Genomic DNA, 21,968 nt, shown 5'->3' on the forward strand with positions numbered 1-21,968 from the left:
CATGCTCCTGAGATTACAAGCAAACAACCACAGAAGGTTATCATGAACGGCTGTTTTTGTTCTGCTTATTGACATATAAACGCTCATCGGAAGCTTTATATGCATCATGTAACGTATCGTTTTCTTTCATCGCGTAAATACCGGAAGAGAAGCCGATCTCTTTCTGAGGCGCGATATGTTGCAGACGTTTTTCGATACGTTCAGGCAGTTGTGCTGCAATTTGCGGCGTCGAATCGACAAGAATGATGCAGAATTCATCGCCACCGAGTCGGATGGCATAATCACTTTTACGAATCGACTGTTTAATCGCCTGAGCTAATAACGTAATCGCTAAATCCCCCTCCTGATGACCGAGGGTGTCATTTATTTGCTTTAACTTGTCCATGTCAATTGCAATAAACATCACCGAAGAACCGGATTGCACCAGTTTTTGCAACCGCTGCTCCAGTTCAGGGGTTAAAATTTTGCGATTATACAGTCCGGTCATCGCATCACTAATATTTTCTCGCGACACATTTTGGTATAAACGGAAGTGCATCCGGACCATATTCAGCAAAATTAACGCCGTCAAAATCCAGAACAGAACGCTTTTCCACGAAGACGTGATAAAGTAAAGAATATCAATGGATAACGAGACACGAATACCGCCCGGTAAGTCATGGACGTAACTGACATACTGGAACAGATTATCTTCGCTCTGGTTGATGATAATGTCGCGCCCTGAATCTGTATCAGTTAGCGTGACATTGAGAAAACGCCAGAGGAGAGGGCGGTCATGCGTGTAAAAGATATTCCGCAGATTGTTTTTGTTAATATCCAGCAGCACAATCCCTTTTAGCTGCCCTGCGACATATACCGGCGTCAGCAAACTCATCACGTTCTGTTTAGTACGCTGATCCTGGTAAATGCTCGATAATACGGTGCGACCGGTAAAAACTTTTTCAATATCTTTGCGATCGATGCCAATGCTTCCTGACTGCAGGAAGGACCAGTTATTCATCGCAAAGTACTCAACATTAACCGGCTCATAAAAATAGACATAGAGGTCATTGAGATCGAGATAATAGTGAAATTTCTCTTCGGCCATTCCAAGACCTGAACCATAATCATCCTGGTGGCGGTTGCCTTCCACTGCCTGATCAAAAGCGGGTAATAGTGCCGCAGCTTCCACAATTGTGTCGCAGTCAGTGGATGCGGTTTGTAGTGTACCGTGTAAGCCCGTGTACTTATGGGCAGTCAGGTTTAAACCATGGGTATTATTGGCAGACTCAAAAGCCTCGCAGATGGCGCGCCGCTGTTCTGGCGACACTTCCGACTGCTCAGCAGCGAGAGCGCGCATCACATGCGCGGCAATGCTCTGATTCTGATACTTATCATAAAGAAAGGAGGAGTCTGCTCTCTGCACGATATAGCGCAGATAGGCACTCATTGCTCTGTCGCTGGCGACAAGTTCAAAAATAAGGAAGGAAGATGTCAGCACAATGACACTTGCGGCGATAAAATGCCGGAGCATTCTATGGTGCAATTTCATGATAAATGGCACTCCTTCGGTTAGTGAAACGAGAAAACCAGATAAAGTTCGATTGCGGCCTGGCACAGGGGCGCTAATTATACTCATCTCTGCGCCGCTGGGGAGGGGAAATTTAGGGGTAATAGTAATAAATTGTATGCAAAAGCCACGCAAAAAGCATGGCTCTGAATATTTTTGCACTTAAATATGATGAATAATCACTTTGTTGCCCCCCTCGCTTTTCGCTTCGCGTAAGGCTTTATCTGCTTCCGTCATGACAAGCGAGATATTACGCGTGTCACCCGTTGAAAAAACCGTGCCAATACTGATGGTCATTTGTTCAGGAACATCATATCTGTTACTAAAACCGGTCAGGAGTTCGACATTTTTACGCATACGTTCCGCAATGATTTTTGCCTGGGCACTATTGAGTTCGGTAAATAGCAAGCCAAACACCTCACCCTCCAGTCGCGCTAAAATATCATCGGGGCGGATGCTTTGCTGGATAATATCGACAATTGAAACCAGCACTTTATCACCCACACGATGTCCCCATTGGGCATTGATGCGCTTGAACTGATTAATATCAACCAGCATGACACAAAAGTCCTTAACAACAGGTCGCGACAATAATGACTCTACGCTGTTGAAAAAGTAGCGCCGATTATAAATATTGGTCAGTACATCATGAACTGCCAGTTTGCTGGAGAGTTGCAGTTCCTGAAAAATGTTATAAATCAGAAAAGACACAACAAACAGTTTACTGGAAACTTCAATCCCGCGACTGATATACCAGATGGTGTAATTATACTCATCCAGAGTCAGTAGAAGTAAGTTGCAGCATAGCGATGCCAGACATAATAATGCTATTAACGGCCATAGTTCGCTGGCTAATCGTGTACGCATGATAATAAAGAACAGTAAAAATGCCCACAAACAAACCAATATTTTTGTATAGTTGATTCCCCAGGTCGCAGTATGGTTGTCCGGACAGTAATCGACGACATACAAAGAATAGTCAGCGTTATAACTGCTCAGATTGTGTGCCAGAAGGGGAAAAACTAAAAAAGGAATCAGCGCCAGCAACAGAATGCCAGTTTTTTTCTTATTGTTGTCAAGGATGTTGTCTTTCCCATAACAAAAGAGCGCCAGCGAGGTTAAACAAATGAAACTGAGTTGGCGGAAAATATAGAAAATAGAAACATCATTCGACTTTGTCTGGATCAGTGTACTGCCGTTGATTGGTTTATGGATAATTACAATGGTTTCAACTAAATAGATAAGGCCACTTAAAAATGCAAGGCTTAAAATGAGTGTTGGTAAAATTTGTTTGTTAGTGAAATACTTCATTAACATGAAAAGAAAAATGACGGCGTTAAGGAAAAACAAAGCCACAACAACCATCAGGTAATTCATCTGTGGGATGAGTTTTACATTCGTGTTTTCGTTATATAAGGTGGTGATGCAAAATAAAATTAACGTCAGCAATAAGCTGAAAATAAAAAAGCCTTGAGCTTTTAATTTTTGTGTACCCATAGAAACCATAAAAAGGAGAGCAATGTGAGTGCTGGATTTTATTGATGGCAGAGATATATGGTTTTGACCAGGATCAATTTTCGGTAACGATGCAAAATAATTAAAGAATAACACGGGTAAATACGTGTTGAACGAAGCATTTTTCCGAATGATTGTTTTCTGGAACTAAATTGTGTAAAGGTTATGCTGTCATATTTAAAGCGATTGTAAGTTAATGTATATAATAAATGAGATGATTTACAGTGTGCTAAAAAACAGCCAGGCGACGATTACCCGGCTGATAGTTTTAGTCTTTGGTTGTTGCATTTTGTTTATGAAATAGTTCACGGAACACCGGATAAATATCATCCTGGTCGCGGATATGCTGCATCGCAAAATTGTCGAAAGTAGATTGCAGATGTTCATATTCTCGCCACAGTGTCTGATGAGCGCGACGGGTAATTTCGATATAGCTGTAATAACGAACAACGGGCAATAATTTTTTCGCCAGGATTTCATGGCAAAGTGGAGAGTCATCGGCCCAGTTATCGCCGTCCGATGCTTGTGCCGCGTAAATATTCCATTGCGCCGGGTTATAACGCTCTTTCACCACTTCATCCATCAGTTTCAGGGCGCTGGAAACAATGGTACCGCCAGTTTCCTGTGAGTAGAAAAACTCATGTTCATCGACTTCTTTCGCCTGGGTATGGTGCCGGATGTAAACGACTTCCACGTTCTTATACGTTCTGCTAAGGAACAGATACAGCAGAATATAAAAACGCTTAGCCATATCTTTAGTGGACTGATCCATTGAACCCGAAACGTCCATCAGGCAAAACATCACTGCCTGGCTGGAGGGATCGGGTCGTTTTTCGTAGTTCTTGTAACGTAAATCGAAGGTGTCAATAAAAGGGACGCGTTCAATTTTGGCACGTAATTCTGCAATTTCTTTGCGCAGACGTTCCTCTTCCAGTAGTTGCGCAGGCTCACTGTTGCTGATGATGGCCAAATTCTCTTCCAGCGCATGAAGTTCCCGCCGCTTGCCCGCCGTCATGGCTGTGCGTCGCGCCAGTGAGTTCTGCAATGAACGCACAACGCTGATATTGGCAGGAACGCCGTTAGCGGTATAACCCGCCCGATGCGTTTTATATTCGGTCAGCTGGCGTTGTTGGTTTTGTTTCAGATTCGGTAAGGCCAAATCTTCAAAGAGCAGATCAAGATACTCATCTTTCGAAATCTGAAAGACAAATTCATCCTGACCTTCACCATCCTGGCTGGCCTGGCCCTGACCACTGCCGGAACCACCGCCGCCGCCCTGGGGGCGTTCAATGCGGTCATTCTGGACGAAATGGTCATTGCCCGGATGAACGCGGTGGCGCAGGCCGCCACGTCCCTGATGAAACATCGGTTCGCTAATATCTTCCGTTGGAATGGATACGGACTCGCCGCTGTCGACGTCAGTCACCGAACGCTTATTAATGGCCTCGGAGATCGACTGTTTAATTTGCGCTTTATAACGGCGTAAAAAACGCTGGCGATTCACCATGCTTTTGTTTTTGCCGTTCAGACGCCGGTCAATAAACCAGGTCATATGCCCCCCGTACTACATTTGCCAACTGTTTGCTACGCCTGTGTTGCCGCTTCTCTGGCCCACGGTTCGCTGTCGTTGTAGGCCCGGTAGCATGCGTACCGGGCCATGGTTGTTAAGACGATTTACGTACGCGCAAATACCATTCGCACAGTAAACGCACCTGTTTACGGGTGTAGCCTTTTTCCATCATACGGTCGACAAAATCGTCGTGTTTCTTCTGCTCGTCGGTTGACGTTTTGGCGTTAAACGAAATAACTGGCAACAGCTCCTCGGTATTAGAGAACATTTTCTTCTCAATAACCGTGCGCAGTTTTTCATAGCTGGTCCAGTTCGGATTGCGTCCGCTGTTATTCGCTCTGGCGCGCAGTACGAAGTTGACAATCTCGTTGCGGAAATCTTTTGGATTACTGATCCCCGCCGGTTTCTCAATTTTCTCCAGCTCAGCGTTGAGAGATTCGCGGTCAAACAGCTGCCCGGTATCCGGGTCGCGATACTCCTGATCCTGAATCCAGAAATCTGCATACGTGACATAACGGTCAAAAATGTTTTGTCCATATTCAGAATAGGATTCAAGATACGCAGTTTGAATCTCTTTACCGATAAACTCGGCATATTTCGGAATCAAGTAACCTTTCAGGAACTCGAGATAACGCTCAGCCTGCTCCTGAGGGAACTGCTCGCGCTCGATCTGCTGTTCCAGGACGTAGAACAGATGAACAGGGTTTGCTGCCACTTCCACGTGGTCGAAGTTGAACACGCGAGAGAGGATCTTAAACGCAAAACGCGTGGACAGACCGTTCATCCCTTCATCAACGCCTGCGTAGTCACGATATTCCTGATACGACTTGGCTTTCGGATCGGTGTCTTTCAGACTTTCGCCATCATAAACCCGCATCTTCGAATAAATGCTGGAGTTTTCCGGCTCTTTCAGACGCGAAAGAATGGAAAAACGAGACAGCGTTTCCAGCGTGCCAGGTGCGCAGGGGGCGTGAGTCAGTTCACTGTGATTAAGCAATTTCTCGTAGATTTTGATCTCTTCGGAAATACGCAAGCAATATGGCACCTTCACGATATAAACACGATCGAGGAAGGCTTCGTTGTTCTTGTTATTACGGAAAGTGACCCATTCGGATTCGTTCGAATGGGCGAGAATAATCCCGTTAAACGGCAAGGCGGAGATACCTTCCGTCCCGTTGTAGTTACCTTCCTGAGTGGCGGTTAACAGGGGATGCAGCACTTTAATCGGTGCTTTAAACATCTCGACAAACTCCATGATCCCCTGGTTGGCGCGGCATAGTGCACCGGAATATCCGTAGGCGTCCGGATCGTTCTGCGCGTAGTGTTCGAGTTTACGGATATCGACTTTCCCTACCAGCGCTGAGATGTCCTGGTTGTTCTCATCGCCAGGTTCCGTTTTGGCGATAGCAATTTGTTGCAGAATTGACGGCCAGACCTTTACCACCCGGAACTTAGTAATATCGCCACCAAATTCATGCAGGCGTTTTGCTGCCCACGGCGACATGATGGTGCCAAGATAGCGTCGAGGAATGCCATACTCTTTTTCCAGAATCTGCGCATCTTCTTGCGGATTGAAAAGACAGAACGGATGATCGTTGACCGGGCTCCGCTCACCGTTAGCGCTTAATACATAGATCGGCACGAGCTGCATTAATGATTTCAGTCGCTCAGCAAGCGATGATTTACCCCCACCCACAGGCCCCAGCAGATACAGGATTTGTTTCTTCTCCTCCAGCCCCTGAGCCGCGTGTTTCAGATAAGAGACAATCTGTTCAATCGCGTCTTCCATGCCGTAAAACTCTTCAAAGGCCGGGTAACGTGCAATGACCCGGTTAGAAAAGAGTCGAGAAAGTCTGGGTTCCTGGGCTGTATCGACCATGACAGGCTCACCGATAGCCATCAATAGCCGCTCAGCCGCGTTGGCATAAGCACTGCGATCTTGCCGACAAGTGGTAAGAAACTCCTGCAGTGTGAACTCTTCGTCCTTGGCAGCTTCATATCGCTGGCGATAGTGATCGAATATATTCATGGTATGCCGTCCTTTCGTTTTTTAGCACAGGTTAAGAGCCGTTCATATGAATAGTAGAGGCTCCCGGAAGAGGTAAACTGAACGACGTCTCTTGCTAAAACACAGCAACTCTCATGCCATTTTATCGACGATGAGAACAACGTGCCCGGTGATACACCTTCAAAATTAAGCGTAGATGGCAAATGGAAAACTTGCCTGCACGGCTTTCTTAATTTCAATGGCATATCAACAACTCATCCATAAAATTTGCATAATTAATGTAAAGACCAGGGTCGCCAGTAACGCGTAATTCATTTGGCTGTAAGCGTGGTGTCATCTGCGTCAGGAAAATTAAACAGTTACTTTAAAAAATGAAAACGTAAAAAGGTTGGGTTTCGATGTATTGACGGGTAAACTTTGTCGCCCGCTAAACATTTGTTTAAGGAATGATTAATTGTGACCAAACTCAAACTTCTGGCACTTGGAGTGCTTATCGCAACGTCTGCAGGCGTAGCGCACGCTGAAGGTAAATTTTCCCTGGGCGCAGGCGTAGGTGTCGTTGAACACCCATATAAAGATTACGATACCGATGTTTACCCAGTACCGGTAATCAACTATGAAGGCGATAACTTCTGGTTCCGTGGCTTAGGTGGTGGTTACTACCTGTGGAATGACGCAACGGATAAACTTTCAATTACCGCTTACTGGTCGCCGCTTTACTTCAAAGCTAAAGACAGTGGCGATCACCAAATGCGTCACCTGGATGACCGTAAGAGCACCATGATGGCTGGTCTGTCTTATGCTCACTTTACCCAGTACGGTTACCTGCGTACCACCCTGGCTGGCGATACCCTGGATAACAGCAACGGCATCATCTGGGATATGGCCTGGTTGTATCGTTACACCAACGGTGGCCTGACCGTGACTCCGGGTATTGGTGTGCAGTGGAACAGCGAAAACCAGAACGAATACTATTATGGCGTATCGCGCAAAGAGTCTGCGCGCAGCGGTCTGCGTGGCTATAACCCGAACGACAGCTGGAGCCCTTACCTGGAGCTAAGTGCCAGCTACAACTTCCTCGGTGACTGGAGTGTTTACGGTACCGCGCGCTACACCCGTCTGTCTGATGAAGTTACTGACAGCCCAATGGTGGATAAATCCTGGACTGGCCTGATTTCTACCGGGATCACCTACAAATTCTGATAATGCATCTTTCCAGGGCATTTTGTGCATAAAAACAGGGCGTAACGCCCTGTTTTGCATTACGGTGGTGCAATACCTGGGAGGAAACAATGCAACAAAAAATGATTCAATTTAGTGGCGATGTCTTACTGCCAGCCATAGGGCAGGGAACATGGTATATGGGCGAAGATGCCAGTCAGCGTAAAACAGAAGTTGCTGCACTACGCGCGGGCATTGAACTCGGTTTAACCCTCATTGATACCGCCGAAATGTATGCCGATGGCGGTGCCGAAAAAGTGGTTGGGGAAGCATTAATCGGTCTGCGTGAGAACGTCTTTCTCGTCTCTAAAGTCTATCCGTGGAATGCTGGCGGGCAAAAAGCGATAAATGCATGCGAAGCCAGTTTACGCCGTCTCAATACTGATTATCTCGATCTCTACTTATTACACTGGTCTGGCAGTTTCGCTCTCGAAGAGACTGTCGCAGCGATGGAAAAATTGATCGCCCAGGGAAAAATCCGCCGCTGGGGCGTTTCTAACCTTGATTATGCCGATATGCAGGAACTCTGGCAGCTGCCGGGGGGAAATCAGTGTGCCACTAATCAGGTGCTTTACCATCTCGGTTCACGAGGGATTGAGTACGATCTACTGCCCTGGTGCCAGAAACAGCAGATGCCGGTGATGGCTTACAGTCCATTAGCCCAGGCCGGCCGGTTGCGCAATGGACTGTTAAAAAATGCGGTAGTCAACGAAATTGCACATGCTCACAATATCAGTGCGGCACAAGTATTGTTGGCGTGGGTAATCAGCCATCAGGGTGTGATGGCGATTCCAAAAGCGGCAACTGTCGCACATGTCCAACAAAATGCGGCTGTGCTTGAGGTTGAACTTTCGTCAGCGGAATTAGTTATGCTGGATAAAGCGTATCCGGCACCAAAAGGAAAAACTGCGTTGGATATGGTGTGATGTTGATACGTGCCGGATGCATCGCACCCGGCACACAATATTAACGCAAATTAACGTTTCGCAACGCGAATGGATTGCGCCAGATGTGCAGGTTTCTCTTTGGTGACTTTTTGCGTTTCTGAAGCGTATGCCGTTTCTACACAAACAAAGGTCTTGTAGCCATCATCCGGCATATCGCCCATGCTAACTGAAAGCGCCGGTCCTGGGTTCCAGCCTACAACGTTCAGATGATGCTGGTGGCCTACGGCGATAATACGATTCAGCGCTTCGTCATTAATTACGCTGCAATCTTGCGGATTCAGATACACGCGATCGGTACGGTCAGGGAAGGTCTGAATACCGTCGGTCAGTACATCTTCTTTCGCGTCATTTACTTTATCAATGAAGCGATCGCCTAGTCCACTGACGCTTACCTTAGCGATATCACCCACGTTAAAGTAGGTATGCAGAGCAGAGGTAGTTTCAAATTCGCCGTGTGCTTCAAGATCGATTTCACAGGTTTTACCCACGTGGAAATGCGCTAACAGCGTAAAGTCGTGCGGCCAGAATTTTTTCGTCTCTTCGCTTTGTGTCAATTCAAAAGTCAGCGCTACACCATCAGCATCTTCACGATGTGATTTCAGCGTCCACGGCAGGTTGCGGGCAAAACCGTGCGCAGGCAGACCTTGTTGTGCAGCCGGACCAAACCACGGCCAGCAAACCGGTATGCCACCGCGAATGGCGACGCCATTTTTGAACGGTGTGTTGTTACTCAACCACAGAACTTCTTCTGCACCCGCAGGTTTCCACGAGAGAAGGTGTGCGCCCTGTAATGCAAAAGAGGCTTTTACCTGGGGATGATCGACCACAATGAGGTCCAGTTCATCCAGTTTACGACGGGAGAGGACAGGGGAGATTTGTTCGATGACCGGAAGGGCAAAAATTTTCTTAATCATGACGCAGTCCTTTAACTTCATTTTATCAGGTAAAAAAAAGAGCGACCGAAGTCGCTCTTTTTAGATCACAGAGTCATCTCAACTTATTTGGAGATGTGAGCGATCAGGTCCAGAACTTTGTTGGAGTAACCGGTTTCGTTGTCGTACCAGGATACCAGTTTCACGAAGTTGTCGTTCAGAGCGATACCCGCTTTAGCATCGAACACGGAAGTGCAAACTTCGCCGTTGAAATCGGTAGATACTACGTCATCTTCGGTGTAGCCCAGAACGCCTTTCATTTCGCCTTCAGCAGCAGCTTTAACGGCAGCTTTGATCTGCTCGTAAGTTGCAGCTTTTTCCAGACGAACGGTCAGGTCAACTACGGATACGTTCGGGGTCGGAACGCGGAACGCCATACCAGTCAGTTTGCCATTCAGTTCTGGCAGTACTTTACCTACAGCTTTAGCAGCACCGGTAGAGGACGGGATGATGTTCTGGGAAGCACCACGGCCGCCGCGCCAGTCTTTGTGAGACGGGCCGTCAACGGTTTTCTGAGTAGCGGTAGTAGCGTGAACGGTGGTCATCAGACCTTCGATGATGCCGAAGTTATCGTTGATAACTTTAGCCAGCGGAGCCAGGCAGTTGGTGGTGCAGGAAGCGTTAGAAACGATGTCCTGACCAGCATATTTGTCGAAGTTAGCGCCTTTAACGAACATCGGAGTGTTGTCTTTAGACGGACCAGTCATAACCACTTTTTTCGCACCAGCGGTGATGTGTTTACGAGCAGTTTCGTCAGTCAGGAACAGACCAGTTGCTTCAGCGACAACGTCAACACCAACTTCGTCCCATTTCAGGTTAGCCGGATCACGTTCAGCGGTAACACGGATTTTTTTACCGTTAACGATCAGATGACCGTCTTTCACTTCAACGGTACCGTCGAAACGGCCGTGAGTGGAGTCATATTTCAGCATGTATGCCATGTAATCAGCGTCTAACAGGTCGTTGATTGCAACGATCTCGATGTCAGAACGTTTCTGAGCAGCACGGAAAACAATGCGACCGATACGGCCAAAACCGTTGATACCTACTTTGATAGTCATATATTCCACCAGCTATTTGTTAGTGAATAAAAGGTTGCCTGTAAAATTACAAAAACCTTACGCAGCGTCAAGCGGAATCGTGTCAATCATTGCGACAAATCAATCCTGTGCCTAAGCATTATGCGACTGACTCGCCTCACTCTTCCTTTGGGCTTGAGACCACATGGGGTCGGCGCCCCGAATTTTAAAGGGCAATTACGATAAAAATGTGATTTTCATCACGATTTAGGTGCAGCCATTTCGTCGAGATCAAGTTTAGGACAAAATTTTGCCAGTTGGTGTTAATGTTTTGTTAGAATCAGTCACGTAATGTGAGCACGATTAAAGTGAGATGTGAGCAAATGGCTAATAAACCTTCGGCAGAAGAACTGAAAAAAAATTTGTCCGAGATGCAGTTCTACGTGACGCAGAATCATGGGACAGAGCCGCCATTTACGGGTCGTTTACTGCATAACAAGCGTGACGGCGTATATCACTGTTTGATCTGCGATGCCCCGCTGTTTCATTCCCAAACCAAGTATGATTCCGGCTGTGGCTGGCCCAGTTTCTACGAACCGGTGAGTGAAGAATCCATTCGTTATATCAAAGACTTGTCACATGGAATGCAGCGCATAGAAATTCGTTGCGGTAACTGTGATGCCCATCTGGGGCATGTCTTCCCCGACGGGCCGCAGCCAACGGGTGAACGTTATTGTGTTAACTCAGCCTCTTTACGCTTTACCGATGGCGAAAACGGCGAAGAAATCAACGGTTGAAAAAACGATTCAGCAACTTATTCCACAGGAGCGGAAAAATTATGAATCTTGATGACATTATCAACAGCATGACGCCTGAGGTATACCAGCGTTTGTCGACTGCTGTTGAACTGGGAAAATGGCCCGATGGTGTTGCGCTGACCGAGGAACAAAAAGAGAACTGCCTGCAATTGGTGATGCTTTGGCAAGCCCGCCATAATACCGAAGCTCAGCATATGACAATTGACACAAATGGTCAGATGGTTATGAAGAGCAAACAACAGTTAAAAGAAGATTTTGGTATCTCAGCAAAGCCTATTGCCATGTTTAAGTGAATGAGTTGTCTAGTATTTAAGCCTGTTATTAAGGGAGGGCAAATAGACTTGTTCGGACGTCGTGTTTTAGCTGCAAGTAGGTTAAATGCAACACTGACAAGTATTATCTGGCCTACAATGTCATTGAGGAAATGTAGGCCAGAGATGAATCCAACTAATATTACTCCTGCGTCTCTTCCCAGTCTGCCAGCGTATATAGCGTTGCCCCAGCTGCTGACATCTCCATAAACGCGTGCGCACTGTCCTGTGGCTGGATATTCACGCCACGACAACCATCGGTAATCACATTAACCTTATAACCTAACTGTAACGCGTCCAGCACGGTAAACTTCACGCAATAGTCAGTAGCCAGGCCCATAATGATCAATTCATCGATTTCATGATCGCGTAACCAGTCATCGAGCGTGGTTTTCTGCCGACGGCCGTTATCAAAAAAGGCACTGTAACTGTCAACTAAAGGATTTTCGCCTTTATGGAACACCGCTGCGATCGCTTTTTGGTTCAGTAACGGATGTAATTGTGCGCCTTCACTGTTCTGCACACAGTGATCTGGCCAGAAGGTTTGTGGCAAACCGTCGAGTTGGCCTGGCGTATAAGGCTCTACACCGTGCTGACTGGCAAAACTGCCGTGATTCGCCGGGTGCCAGTCTTGACTGGCGATAACCGCTTCACCGCGCGACTGGCACCAGTCAATCAGGCGGTTAGCGACATCCACCGTACTGTCACCTTCCGGCACGGCGAGCGCGCCACCAGCACAGAAATCATTTTGTAAATCGACCAGTAACAGGGCGCGAGGGGGCATTGCAGTCTCCTTAATCATCCGGCGTCAGTTCGCCGCGCAGGTTTTGGCTCATGGCCTTGCGAATGGTTTCAGTATCCAGTTCCTGGCTAAGCAGGTAATGCAGTTTGGTTAGCGTGGCTTCTACAGTCATATCTGCACCGCCAATAACGCCGGCATGGGCGAGGGCGTTACCGGTGGCATAACCCCCCATGTTCACTTTGCCGGACATACATTGTGTCAGGTTGACTACCACAATTCCGCGATCGCTGGCTTCTTGTAATTCTTGCAGGAAGGCTTTGTTTTGTGGCGCATTACCCACGCCATATGAGCGCAGAATCAATGCCTTCACCGGTTGGCGCAGAAAATTGCGCACGACGTCAGCAGAAATCCCTGGATAAATCGTCACTACGCCAATCGGTTGTGGGGTGATTGGATGAACGATCAATTCCCCTTCACCGTGCGGGGCGGGTGGCGTATTCAAACGACGAATATGGATACCTGCTTCCAGTAACGGAGGAAGGTTTGGAGAGGCAAACGCATCAAAACCATCGGCATGGGCTTTGGTGGTACGGTTGCCACGATAAAGTCGATTATTAAAAAAGAGAGTTACTTCGTTGATAGGATAATTCGCCGCAACGTACAACGCATTCAGCAGATTAATTTGTCCGTCAGAGCGTAACTCAGCCAGCGGGATTTGTGACCCTGTCACAATGACCGGTTTACCGAGATTCTCGAGCATGAACGACAGCGCAGAGGCGGTATACGCCATCGTGTCGGTGCCGTGCAGAATGACAAAACCATCATAGTCGTCATAATGCGCTTTAATATCTTCAGCAATATGCTGCCAGTCTTCTGGCGTCATATCTGAAGAGTCCATCAGCGGCGTATATTCATGAATGGTGAAATCTGGCATCTCCGGGCGATGGAATTCCGGCATCAGCGCCAGTTGGCGTTGTAGATGACCTGACACCGGAATATAACCCTGCTCGGAACGCTGCATCCCGATGGTCCCGCCCGTGTAGGCGACGTAAATTGATTTCTTTTGCATGATATTGATATGAATGATATCGAAAGAGCAAAAGTATATACGTGAGGGGCAGCGAGCGCACCTGGATACTCTGTGGATATGAGAAAAGTCCGGCAGAACGGAGGGATTAGTGTCCCGCCGGAGAAAAGTGGTTAATCCTGCAACGCATAGGTTACGGTGGTGACTACGCGTACCGTTTTATTAATCGCCGTAGGATCATCTTCATCACTGCCACTGGCGAAGATCTGGAACACGCCTTGTGAGGCATCGCTAATTGACCCCACCTGGCTACCTGAGTCCGTTGCAAATTGTAATGCTGCGTTGCGTGCATCTTTGGTGGCGGCGGCAATCATCTCAGCGCGCAGTGCGCCAATACCATTAAAGCGATAGGCGACTTTGCTCTCAGCGATAGCGCCCTCCGTAGCAACTTGCAGTTCGTTTAATTTCGCGACGACTTTTTCGACAGCAGCAACATTATGGGTTTTTATCGTCACTGACCCGTCTGCGTTATAGCGTGGCATTGTGGGATCATCTTTCAGATAAAAGGAATCTGTTCGCTTGCTTGTCCATTGGCCCAGGGTTATCTCTTTCTCGTTAATCCCCTGAGCATTGAGTTCGGCAACAATTTTTTTCTGCGCGTCTTCCAGTTTCGGGAACAGTTCGCCGGGAATATTACCCTTAAAGTTAATCGCAATTGTTAATTCTGCCGTATCTGCGCGAACTTCTTTTTCAGAAAGCCCACGCACATTTACATAACGGTTATTGGTTTTTAAATGTTTAACACCATCGCCAACAAAATAACCACAGGCGCTAATCCCCAGTCCGAGGACGATAGCGGCAATTAAAGAGGGGGCCTTATTCACTGATGACTCCATATCAGATGCTAAATGAGCAAGGGAATGTAGTGGAGAGAGGGAGTGAAAGACAGTCCGATTCAGGAGTGTGGCCGACAGCATATCGGCCACATTTTTGCAGGATTTAACGCACGTTGGCGCAGGTCAGGCAAAACGCATAACGGTTTTGTGGGTCGTTAAACGCTGCCAGCTTGTCGCTTTCACTTTTAACGGTAGAGGCTACCGAGGCCAGCGGTGCAGGTAACATGGCCTGGAACGCATCTGGCAACATTGCCCGGACAGAACCAGACATATTGTCCATCACTTTGTCGAAGAAGGTCGGTTCATCAACGTAGTATTCCAGATGCCACTGTTTCACTTTTGCCAGCTCTGCTGCTTTGGCAACCGCATCATCGAAATCTCCGAGACTATCGACCAGCCCGTTAGCTTTTGCATCCTGACCGGTCCAGACGTGGCCCTGGGCGATTTTATCAATCTGCTCCGGCGTCGAATGACGCGCATCAGCAACCAGCGTGATAAAGCGTTTATAGCCATTCTCAATGCTTAACTGCATCATCTGCTGCGCTTCCGGCGGCAGTGCCTTGGTGATAGAAACATCCGCCAGTGGTGAAGTTGAGACGCCATCGGTATGAACACCAATCGAATCCAAACTATTTTCTACGGTAGTGATCACGCCGAAGATACCGATAGAACCGGTCAGGGTGCTGGGGTTAGCCACAATGTAATTAGCTGGCGTGGAAATCCAGTAACCACCAGATGCCGCCATGCCGCCCATCGATACAACCACAGGCTTACCCGCTGCCCTGGCTGCTGCCAGTTCAGCGCGAATCACTTCGGACGCGGTAACGCTGCCGCCTGGGCTATTAACGCGCAGAACAATCGCTTTCACTTTCGGGTCAAGGCGAGCGTCGCGGATTTGTGCCGCAGTGGTATCTCCGCCGACATTCCCCTGAGTTTCCTCGCCATCCATAATTGCGCCATTCGCGAAGACGACACCGATGCTGTCACCGGTATCTGCCGGCGTTTTCAATGCGTAATCGTAATAACTGATGGCGCGATAATTTTTATCAGTCTTACTCCAGCCGAACTCTTTGGTCAGAGCTTTTTCGATTTCGGCACTTGATGCCAGTGCATCGACCAGCTTGTTTTCCAGCGCATATTTCGCGGTATCGCCACCTGTTTTGGTTAAACTCTCAAGCAACCCTTGCGCACCAGGGAATACCTGCTGAGCAGGGATCTGCCGGTTAGCGGCAACAGTATTCAGATAGTTTTGCCACAGCTCACCGATCCAGCGGCTGTCAGCTTCGCGGGCTGCCGGTGACATATCATCACGAATAAACGGTTCAACGGCAGATTTATACGTACCCACGCGGAACACATGGGTGGAGACTTTCAGCTTATCCAGTAACGATTTGTAGTACAGACCGTTGGTAGCAAAACCGTGCAGATCCACCACGCCTTGTGGAGATAGCCAAATTTTGTTGGCGAAACTGGCGAGATAATATTGCCCCTGGCTGTAGTTCTCGCCTATGGCATAAACTGGTTTCCCGCTGTCACGAAACTCTTTCAGGGCTTTGCCGATGTACTGCATAGACGGCTGGTCGCCGCCTGCGAAGTTTTTCAGATCCATCACGATACCGGTGATATTGCGGTCGTCCTTCGCCTGGCGAATGGTGTTGACGATATCAAACAGTGAGTTTTCCTGCAGACGATCGGAACTGGCACCAAGCAGCTGGCGGCTTAGCTTACTAAACCGCTGAGAACTGTCGGGTTTATCGACGATTACACCAGATATGTCCAGCAGCAGCGCGCCACGACTGGCCGTTTCTTTCGAATCACCGCCACTGACCTGCATCCAGATCCCCACACCAACCAGTACGAGAAAAATAAAGAACAGGTTAAGTACCATTTCACGGACGAAATTCAGCAGACGCCACGTCCATTTAAAAAATCCGGCAATAAATCGCCAAAGGGTTCGCATGTATTCTCCCAACTTAAGGTCACACCTGTCACAGGCGCAATAGATGTGGTTATCGTAATGACCCAACCGGCACTTGTCAGCAGGAATTGCGGACTGTGCTGTAACAAAATCCACTCTCGTGTTAATTTTGTGAATAAATATCATGACAGGAGTTAATCAAATGGATGCACTCGAACTATTGATCAATCGCCGTAGCGCCTCCCGCCTGGCTGAACCTGCGCCAACGGGTGAACAACTGCAAAACATACTGCGAGCGGGTATGCGTGCCCCGGACCATAAGTCCATGCAACCGTGGCATTTTTTTGTGATTGAAGGGGAAGGACGCGAGCGTTTCAGCGCATTATTGGAACAGGGGGCGATTGCTGCCGGTAGTGATGACAAAGCTATCGACAAAGCGCGTAATGCGCCGTTCCGCGCACCGCTCATCATAACGGTGGTGGCAAAATGCGAAGAAAATCATAAAGTCCCGCGCTGGGAACAGGAAATGTCTGCGGGATGTGCGGTCATGGCGATGCAAATGGCAGCAGTTGCCCAGGGGTTTGGCGGCATCTGGCGCAGTGGCGCATTAACTGAAAGTCCGGTAGTGCGTGAAGCATTCGGTTGCCGTGAGCAGGATAAAATTGTCGGTTTTCTCTACCTTGGTACGCCGCAGTTGAAAGCATCTACATCGATAAACGTTCCGGACCCGACGCCGTTTGTGACTTATTTCTGATAATTGTCGCGAAACTGTCTGGATTGTGAGCAAAGGCGCAGGAATTCAGACACTCTCACTTATCACTTCATGGAATGAGGGTTACCATACCCGGATTGCATTGACAGGAGATGTCCATGAGCGAGAACTCGATTCGTTTGACCCAATACAGCCACGGTGCAGGTTGCGGCTGTAAAATTTCCCCAAAAGTGTTGGAAACCATCCTGCACAGTGAGCAGGCGAAGTTTGTTGATCCGAATTTGCTTGTGGGTAATGAAACCCGCGACGATGCGGCGGTGTACGATCTGGGCAATGGCACCAGCGTTATCAGTACCACCGACTTCTTTATGCCGATCGTTGATAATCCTTTCGATTTTGGCCGCATTGCGGCGACTAACGCCATCAGCGATATCTTCGCGATGGGTGGCAAACCGATTATGGCGATTGCGATCCTCGGCTGGCCTATTAACAAACTTTCCCCTGAAATTGCCCGCGAAGTAACCGAAGGTGGACGCTATGCATGCCGTCAGGCGGGTATTGCGCTGGCTGGCGGTCACTCCATCGATGCGCCGGAGCCGATTTTTGGTCTGGCGGTAACGGGGATCGTACCGACCGAGCGGGTGAAGAAAAACAGTACTGCACAAGCCGGATGCAAACTGTTCCTGACGAAACCGCTGGGAATTGGCGTTCTTACTACGGCTGAGAAAAAATCACTGCTGAAACCAGAACATCAGGGACTAGCGACGGAAGTGATGTGCCGGATGAATATTGCAGGCGCGTCCTTTGCCAACATCGAAGGCGTAAAAGCGATGACTGACGTGACTGGTTTTGGTCTGCTGGGGCATTTGAGCGAAATGTGTCAGGGTGCTGGTGTGCAGGCGCGAGTCGACTATGAAGCGATCCCGAAACTGCCGGGGGTTGAAGAGTACATTAAGTTGGGCGCAGTGCCTGGCGGCACCGAACGTAACTTTGCCAGCTATGGGCATCTGATGGGTGAAATGCCGCGTGAAGTGCGCGATCTGCTGTGCGATCCGCAAACTTCTGGCGGTCTGCTGCTGGCGGTCATGCCGGAAGCAGAAAATGAGGTCAAAGCTACAGCCGCCGAGTTTGGCATTGAACTGACGGCGATTGGCGAACTGGTGCCAGCGCGCGGCGGTCGTGCCATGGTTGAGATCCGTTAATTCAATGCGGTTGTTTATTGCCGAAAAACCGAGTCTGGCGCGCGCCATTGCTGATGTCCTGCCCAAACCGCACCGGAAAGGCGATGGCTTTATCGAGTGCGGTAATGGCCAGGTGGTGACCTGGTGTATCGGTCACCTGCTTGAGCAGGCGCAGCCAGACGCCTACGACAGTCGCTATGCGCGCTGGAACCTGGCCGATCTCCCCATTGTCCCGGAAAAGTGGCAATTACAGCCACGACCCTCCGTGACCAAACAACTTAATGTGATCAAACGCTTCCTGCATGAAGCCAGCGAAATCGTTCACGCCGGGGACCCGGATCGCGAAGGACAATTGCTGGTGGATGAAGTGCTGGACTACCTGCAACTGGCACCGGAAAAGCGCCAGCAGGTACAGCGTTGTTTGATAAACGACCTGAACCCGCAGGCGGTTGAGCGGGCGATCGATCGTCTTCGCTCCAATAGCGAGTTTGTACCACTGTGCGTTTCTGCGCTGGCGCGAGCACGAGCCGACTGGTTATACGGCATCAATATGACCCGCGCGTACACCATTCTCGGTCGTAATGCGGGTTATCAGGGCGTGCTTTCCGTGGGACGCGTGCAGACGCCCGTGCTCGGGCTGGTGGTGCGCCGCGATGAAGAAATTGAAAACTTCGTGGCTAAAGACTTCTTTGAAGTCAAAGCGCATATCGTGACACCTGCCGATGAGCGGTTTACCGCTATCTGGCAACCGAGCGAAGCGTGTGAACCGTACCAGGATGAAGAAGGGCGCTTGTTACATCGTCCGCTGGCGGAGCATGTAGTTAACCGCATTAGTGGTCAACCGGCTATTGTCACCAGCTATAACGATAAACGGGAATCAGAATCCGCGCCGCTGCCGTTTTCGCTTTCGGCGTTGCAGATTGAAGCGGCAAAACGCTTTGGTCTGAGCGCGCAGAATGTGCTTGATATTTGCCAGAAGCTGTACGAAACGCACAAGCTAATCACTTATCCGCGTTCCGATTGTCGCTATTTGCCAGAAGAACATTTTGCCGGACGCCACGCGGTGATGAATGCTATCGGCGTCCATGCGCCGGATCTGTTGCCGCAACCAGTGGTAGATCCAGATATACGCAACCGCTGTTGGGATGACAAAAAGGTCGATGCGCACCACGCCATCATCCCGACCGCGAGGAGTTCTGCCATCAACCTGACGGAAAACGAGGCGAAGGTCTATAACCTGATTGCTCGTCAGTATTTGATGCAGTTCTGTCCGGACGCGGTGTTCCGCAAGTGTGTTATCGAACTGGAAATAGCCAAAGGCAAATTTGTCGCTAAAGCCCGTTTTCTAGCTGAAGCAGGCTGGCGCACGCTGTTAGGCAGCAAAGAGCGCGATGAAGAAAACGACGGCACGCCACTGCCTGTGGTGGCGAAAGGCGATGAGTTGCTGTGTGAAAAAGGTGAAGTGGTAGAGCGGCAAACCCAGCCGCCGCGCCATTTTACCGATGCAACACTGCTTTCGGCGATGACCGGGATCGCGCGCTTTGTGCAGGACAAAGATCTGAAAAAGATCCTTCGTGCCACCGATGGTCTGGGGACAGAAGCGACTCGCGCCGGGATTATTGAACTGCTGTTCAAGCGAGGCTTCCTGACCAAAAAAGGACGCTATATCCACTCCACCGACGCCGGAAAAGCATTATTCCATTCGCTGCCAGAGATGGCGACGCGACCGGACATGACCGCGCACTGGGAATCGGTGCTGACGCAAATCAGCGAAAAGCAGTGCCGCTATCAGGACTTTATGCAACCGTTGGTGGGGACGCTGTATCAGTTGATTGATCAGGCCAAACGTACGCCGGTGCGGCAGTTTCGCGGCATAGTGGCTCCAGATGGCGGAGAAGGAAATAAAAAGACTTCACCCCGTAAGCGAGCAGCGAAAAAAAGCCCGCCATCAGCAGAGGCGGGCAGTGGAGTGATAATGTAATGCTCTGATGCAGTCAGTTTTCGTAGGCCAGATAAGGCGTTCACGCCGCATCTGGCATAAACGCCTGAAACGGCGCTAATGACTTAAATCACACCCTGCGCCAGCATCGCATCGGCAACCTTCACAAAACCGGCAATGTTCGCGCCCTGCACGTAGTTGGTTTGCTCACCTTCACCACCATGCTCAACACAGGCATGGTGGATATCCAGCATGATGTGATGCAAACGTGCGTCAACTTTCTCGGCTTTCCAGCCCAGGCGCGCAGCGTTTTGCGCCATTTCCAGGCCCGATGTTGCTACACCGCCAGCATTAGCCGCTTTACCCGGTGCAAACAGTACGCCTGCCTGCTGGAACAGTTCAGTCGCTTCGATGGTGGTCGGCATATTCGCCCCTTCGGCGACGGCTTTAACGCCATTGGCGATAAGCTGATGCGCGGCGTCAACATCCAGTTCGTTCTGGGTGGCGCAAGGCAGGGCGATATCAACTGGTACAGACCACGGCTGTTGGCCTTCGAGATAGACCAGACCAAATTCTTTGGCGTAATCTGCCACACGACCATCGCGGCTGGCTTTGATTTCGATAAGACGCGCCAGTTTCTCTTTCGTGAATCCGCTTTCATCAACGACAGTGCCACTGGAGTCTGACGCAGTGATCACACGAGCACCAAATTCCATCGCTTTTTCGATAGCGTACTGAGCGACGTTGCCGGAGCCAGAAACGGAAACGCGCATCCCTTCAAAACCCATACCGTGGCGTTTTAGCATTGCTTCTGTGAAATAAACCAGACCGTAGCCGGTTGCTTCCGGGCGAATAAGACTGCCGCCAAAAGAAAGCCCCTTACCGGTGAAGACGCAGGCGGTATTGTTGGAGAGCTTTTTCATCATCCCCGCCATAAAGCCGACTTCACGACCACCAACGCCGATATCGCCCGCCGGAACGTCGGTATCTGCGCCCAGGTGGCGATACAGTTCAGTCATTAGCGCCTGGCAGAACCGCATCACTTCGCCTTCGCTTTTCCCTTTCGGGTCGAAATCGCTGCCGCCTTTACCACCGCCCATCGGCAGAGTTGTCAGGGCATTTTTGAAGGTTTGTTCAAAGCCGAGGAATTTGAGAATGGAGAGGTTTACCGACGGATGGAAGCGGATACCACCTTTGTACGGGCCGATGGCGGAGCTGAACTGCACGCGCCATGCACGGTTGACCTGCACCTGGTTGCGATCGTCAACCCATACCACGCGAAACTGGATCACGCGCTCCGGCTCAACCAAGCGCTCCAGTAATGACATTTGGCGATATTTTGGATTTTGTTCAAGAAAAGGCCAGAGTGTGGTCATTACTTCACGAACGGCTTGCGCGAACTCGGTTTGATTCGGGTCGCGCTTTTGGACATGGTTGAGGAATGACTCCAGAGAATATGTCTGATCCATAGATATAAAACCCTTATATATTAATACGATTATGCTTATGTTGTTTATGTCATGTGCTTTTGCAGTTTTCGACTATACCATCAAGAATGTGACGGTAAGCAAGAAAAAAATGACTCACGAAAGCAAATTAATAACGGGAGAAATCTCATAACCAAAAGCGATAACTCAGACGCTAAAGTTTTGCCGCCAGGCTA

18 protein-coding genes are annotated in these 21,968 nt (G+C 49.2%); 7 read left to right on the forward strand and 11 right to left on the reverse strand.

Features of this window, described 5'->3' with window-relative positions; genetic code table 11:
* Positions 1 to 40: 40 nt before the first annotated feature.
* From dgcJ to yeaG, 4 genes are all read right to left on the reverse strand, one after another.
* Entirely contained in the window at positions 41 to 1,531 is a 1,491-nt protein-coding gene (gene dgcJ, locus FQZ95_RS22390) for a diguanylate cyclase DgcJ (protein WP_088541816.1), read from the reverse strand.
* A gap of 180 nt (positions 1,532 to 1,711) precedes the next feature.
* Positions 1,712 to 3,055 carry a sensor domain-containing diguanylate cyclase gene (locus FQZ95_RS22395; protein WP_123059825.1) on the reverse strand — a complete coding sequence of 448 codons (1,344 nt, stop codon included), beginning with the start codon at positions 3,053 to 3,055 and terminating at the stop codon, positions 1,712 to 1,714.
* 277 nt (positions 3,056 to 3,332) lie between these two features.
* On the reverse strand, positions 3,333 to 4,616 hold the full coding sequence (locus FQZ95_RS22400; RefSeq protein WP_032303191.1) for a YeaH/YhbH family protein: 1,284 nt from the start codon (positions 4,614 to 4,616) through the stop codon (positions 3,333 to 3,335).
* 112 nt (positions 4,617 to 4,728) lie between these two features.
* Positions 4,729 to 6,663, reverse strand: coding sequence for a protein kinase YeaG (gene yeaG, locus FQZ95_RS22405; protein ID WP_001019882.1), 1,935 nt, complete (start codon positions 6,661 to 6,663; stop codon positions 4,729 to 4,731).
* A 435-nt stretch (positions 6,664 to 7,098) separates the two neighbouring features.
* Here yeaG and mipA point away from each other — a divergent pair, with 435 nt between their 5' ends.
* Positions 7,099 to 7,845 carry a scaffolding protein MipA gene (gene mipA, locus FQZ95_RS22410; RefSeq protein ID WP_022645785.1) on the forward strand — a complete coding sequence of 249 codons (747 nt, stop codon included), beginning with the start codon at positions 7,099 to 7,101 and terminating at the stop codon, positions 7,843 to 7,845.
* A gap of 89 nt (positions 7,846 to 7,934) precedes the next feature.
* On the forward strand, positions 7,935 to 8,789 hold the full coding sequence (gene yeaE / locus FQZ95_RS22415; RefSeq protein ID WP_106907460.1) for a methylglyoxal reductase YeaE: 855 nt from the start codon (positions 7,935 to 7,937) through the stop codon (positions 8,787 to 8,789).
* Between the two features lie 50 nt (positions 8,790 to 8,839).
* Here yeaE and FQZ95_RS22420 read toward each other — a convergent pair whose 3' ends face one another.
* Entirely contained in the window at positions 8,840 to 9,724 is an 885-nt protein-coding gene (locus FQZ95_RS22420) for a D-hexose-6-phosphate mutarotase (RefSeq protein WP_088541827.1), read from the reverse strand.
* Between the two features lie 83 nt (positions 9,725 to 9,807).
* Entirely contained in the window at positions 9,808 to 10,803 is a 996-nt protein-coding gene (gene gapA / locus FQZ95_RS22425; protein WP_000153502.1) for a glyceraldehyde-3-phosphate dehydrogenase, read from the reverse strand.
* Between the two features lie 341 nt (positions 10,804 to 11,144).
* Here gapA and msrB point away from each other — a divergent pair, with 341 nt between their 5' ends.
* Together msrB and FQZ95_RS22435 are read left to right on the forward strand one after the other, a co-directional pair.
* The gene (gene msrB / locus FQZ95_RS22430) at positions 11,145 to 11,558 is read left to right on the forward strand and encodes a peptide-methionine (R)-S-oxide reductase MsrB (protein ID WP_001284618.1); all 414 of its coding nucleotides are present in this window, start codon (positions 11,145 to 11,147) and stop codon (positions 11,556 to 11,558) included.
* Positions 11,559 to 11,599: 41 nt separating this feature from the next.
* Positions 11,600 to 11,872 (forward strand): YeaC family protein, encoded by a 273-nt coding sequence (locus FQZ95_RS22435; protein WP_001046790.1) that lies wholly within the window; start codon positions 11,600 to 11,602, stop codon positions 11,870 to 11,872.
* Between the two features lie 160 nt (positions 11,873 to 12,032).
* Here FQZ95_RS22435 and pncA read toward each other — a convergent pair whose 3' ends face one another.
* The 4 genes from pncA to sppA all read right to left on the reverse strand — a co-directional run bounded on the left by pncA (position 12,033) and on the right by sppA (position 16,515).
* Positions 12,033 to 12,674 (reverse strand): bifunctional nicotinamidase/pyrazinamidase, encoded by a 642-nt coding sequence (pncA, locus tag FQZ95_RS22440; protein ID WP_001135079.1) that lies wholly within the window; start codon positions 12,672 to 12,674, stop codon positions 12,033 to 12,035.
* 10 nt (positions 12,675 to 12,684) lie between these two features.
* Positions 12,685 to 13,701 (reverse strand): asparaginase, encoded by a 1,017-nt coding sequence (ansA, locus tag FQZ95_RS22445; protein WP_001170162.1) that lies wholly within the window; start codon positions 13,699 to 13,701, stop codon positions 12,685 to 12,687.
* A gap of 131 nt (positions 13,702 to 13,832) precedes the next feature.
* Positions 13,833 to 14,543 (reverse strand): SIMPL domain-containing protein, encoded by a 711-nt coding sequence (locus tag FQZ95_RS22450; RefSeq protein ID WP_001030438.1) that lies wholly within the window; start codon positions 14,541 to 14,543, stop codon positions 13,833 to 13,835.
* A 115-nt stretch (positions 14,544 to 14,658) separates the two neighbouring features.
* Complete coding sequence (sppA, locus tag FQZ95_RS22455; protein WP_105267323.1) at positions 14,659 to 16,515, reverse strand: signal peptide peptidase SppA; 1,857 nt, start codon at positions 16,513 to 16,515, stop codon at positions 14,659 to 14,661.
* Between the two features lie 160 nt (positions 16,516 to 16,675).
* Here sppA and FQZ95_RS22460 point away from each other — a divergent pair, with 160 nt between their 5' ends.
* The 3 genes from FQZ95_RS22460 to topB all read left to right on the forward strand — a co-directional run bounded on the left by FQZ95_RS22460 (position 16,676) and on the right by topB (position 20,347).
* Positions 16,676 to 17,227: an NAD(P)H nitroreductase gene (locus tag FQZ95_RS22460; RefSeq protein ID WP_000339269.1), complete on the forward strand. Its 552-nt coding sequence runs from the start codon at positions 16,676 to 16,678 to the stop codon at positions 17,225 to 17,227.
* 116 nt (positions 17,228 to 17,343) lie between these two features.
* Positions 17,344 to 18,387: a selenide, water dikinase SelD gene (gene selD, locus FQZ95_RS22465; RefSeq protein ID WP_001295485.1), complete on the forward strand. Its 1,044-nt coding sequence runs from the start codon at positions 17,344 to 17,346 to the stop codon at positions 18,385 to 18,387.
* Between the two features lie 4 nt (positions 18,388 to 18,391).
* Positions 18,392 to 20,347: a DNA topoisomerase III gene (gene topB / locus FQZ95_RS22470; RefSeq protein WP_160530781.1), complete on the forward strand. Its 1,956-nt coding sequence runs from the start codon at positions 18,392 to 18,394 to the stop codon at positions 20,345 to 20,347.
* A gap of 83 nt (positions 20,348 to 20,430) precedes the next feature.
* Here the strand turns inward: topB and gdhA are convergent, their stop codons facing one another.
* Positions 20,431 to 21,774 (reverse strand): NADP-specific glutamate dehydrogenase, encoded by a 1,344-nt coding sequence (gene gdhA, locus FQZ95_RS22475; protein ID WP_160530692.1) that lies wholly within the window; start codon positions 21,772 to 21,774, stop codon positions 20,431 to 20,433.
* Positions 21,775 to 21,968 lie beyond the last annotated feature (194 nt).

The organism is Escherichia sp. HH41S, assembly GCF_009820115.1.
Taxonomy (GTDB): Bacteria; Pseudomonadota; Gammaproteobacteria; order Enterobacterales; family Enterobacteriaceae; genus Escherichia; species Escherichia coli_F.

Coding starts and splice junctions, on each gene's coding strand:
- dgcJ (WP_088541816.1), bottom strand. CDS start 1,531: ATGAAATTGCACCATAGAATGCTCCGGCATTTTATCGCCGCAAGTGTC.
- FQZ95_RS22395 (WP_123059825.1), bottom strand. CDS start 3,055: ATGGTTTCTATGGGTACACAAAAATTAAAAGCTCAAGGCTTTTTTATT.
- FQZ95_RS22400 (WP_032303191.1), bottom strand. CDS start 4,616: ATGACCTGGTTTATTGACCGGCGTCTGAACGGCAAAAACAAAAGCATG.
- yeaG (WP_001019882.1), bottom strand. CDS start 6,663: ATGAATATATTCGATCACTATCGCCAGCGATATGAAGCTGCCAAGGAC.
- yeaE (WP_106907460.1), top strand. CDS start 7,935: ATGCAACAAAAAATGATTCAATTTAGTGGCGATGTCTTACTGCCAGCC.
- FQZ95_RS22420 (WP_088541827.1), bottom strand. CDS start 9,724: ATGATTAAGAAAATTTTTGCCCTTCCGGTCATCGAACAAATCTCCCCT.
- gapA (WP_000153502.1), bottom strand. CDS start 10,803: ATGACTATCAAAGTAGGTATCAACGGTTTTGGCCGTATCGGTCGCATT.
- msrB (WP_001284618.1), top strand. CDS start 11,145: ATGGCTAATAAACCTTCGGCAGAAGAACTGAAAAAAAATTTGTCCGAG.
- FQZ95_RS22435 (WP_001046790.1), top strand. CDS start 11,600: ATGAATCTTGATGACATTATCAACAGCATGACGCCTGAGGTATACCAG.
- pncA (WP_001135079.1), bottom strand. CDS start 12,674: ATGCCCCCTCGCGCCCTGTTACTGGTCGATTTACAAAATGATTTCTGT.
- ansA (WP_001170162.1), bottom strand. CDS start 13,701: ATGCAAAAGAAATCAATTTACGTCGCCTACACGGGCGGGACCATCGGG.
- sppA (WP_105267323.1), bottom strand. CDS start 16,515: ATGCGAACCCTTTGGCGATTTATTGCCGGATTTTTTAAATGGACGTGG.
- FQZ95_RS22460 (WP_000339269.1), top strand. CDS start 16,676: ATGGATGCACTCGAACTATTGATCAATCGCCGTAGCGCCTCCCGCCTG.
- selD (WP_001295485.1), top strand. CDS start 17,344: ATGAGCGAGAACTCGATTCGTTTGACCCAATACAGCCACGGTGCAGGT.
- topB (WP_160530781.1), top strand. CDS start 18,392: ATGCGGTTGTTTATTGCCGAAAAACCGAGTCTGGCGCGCGCCATTGCT.
- gdhA (WP_160530692.1), bottom strand. CDS start 21,774: ATGGATCAGACATATTCTCTGGAGTCATTCCTCAACCATGTCCAAAAG.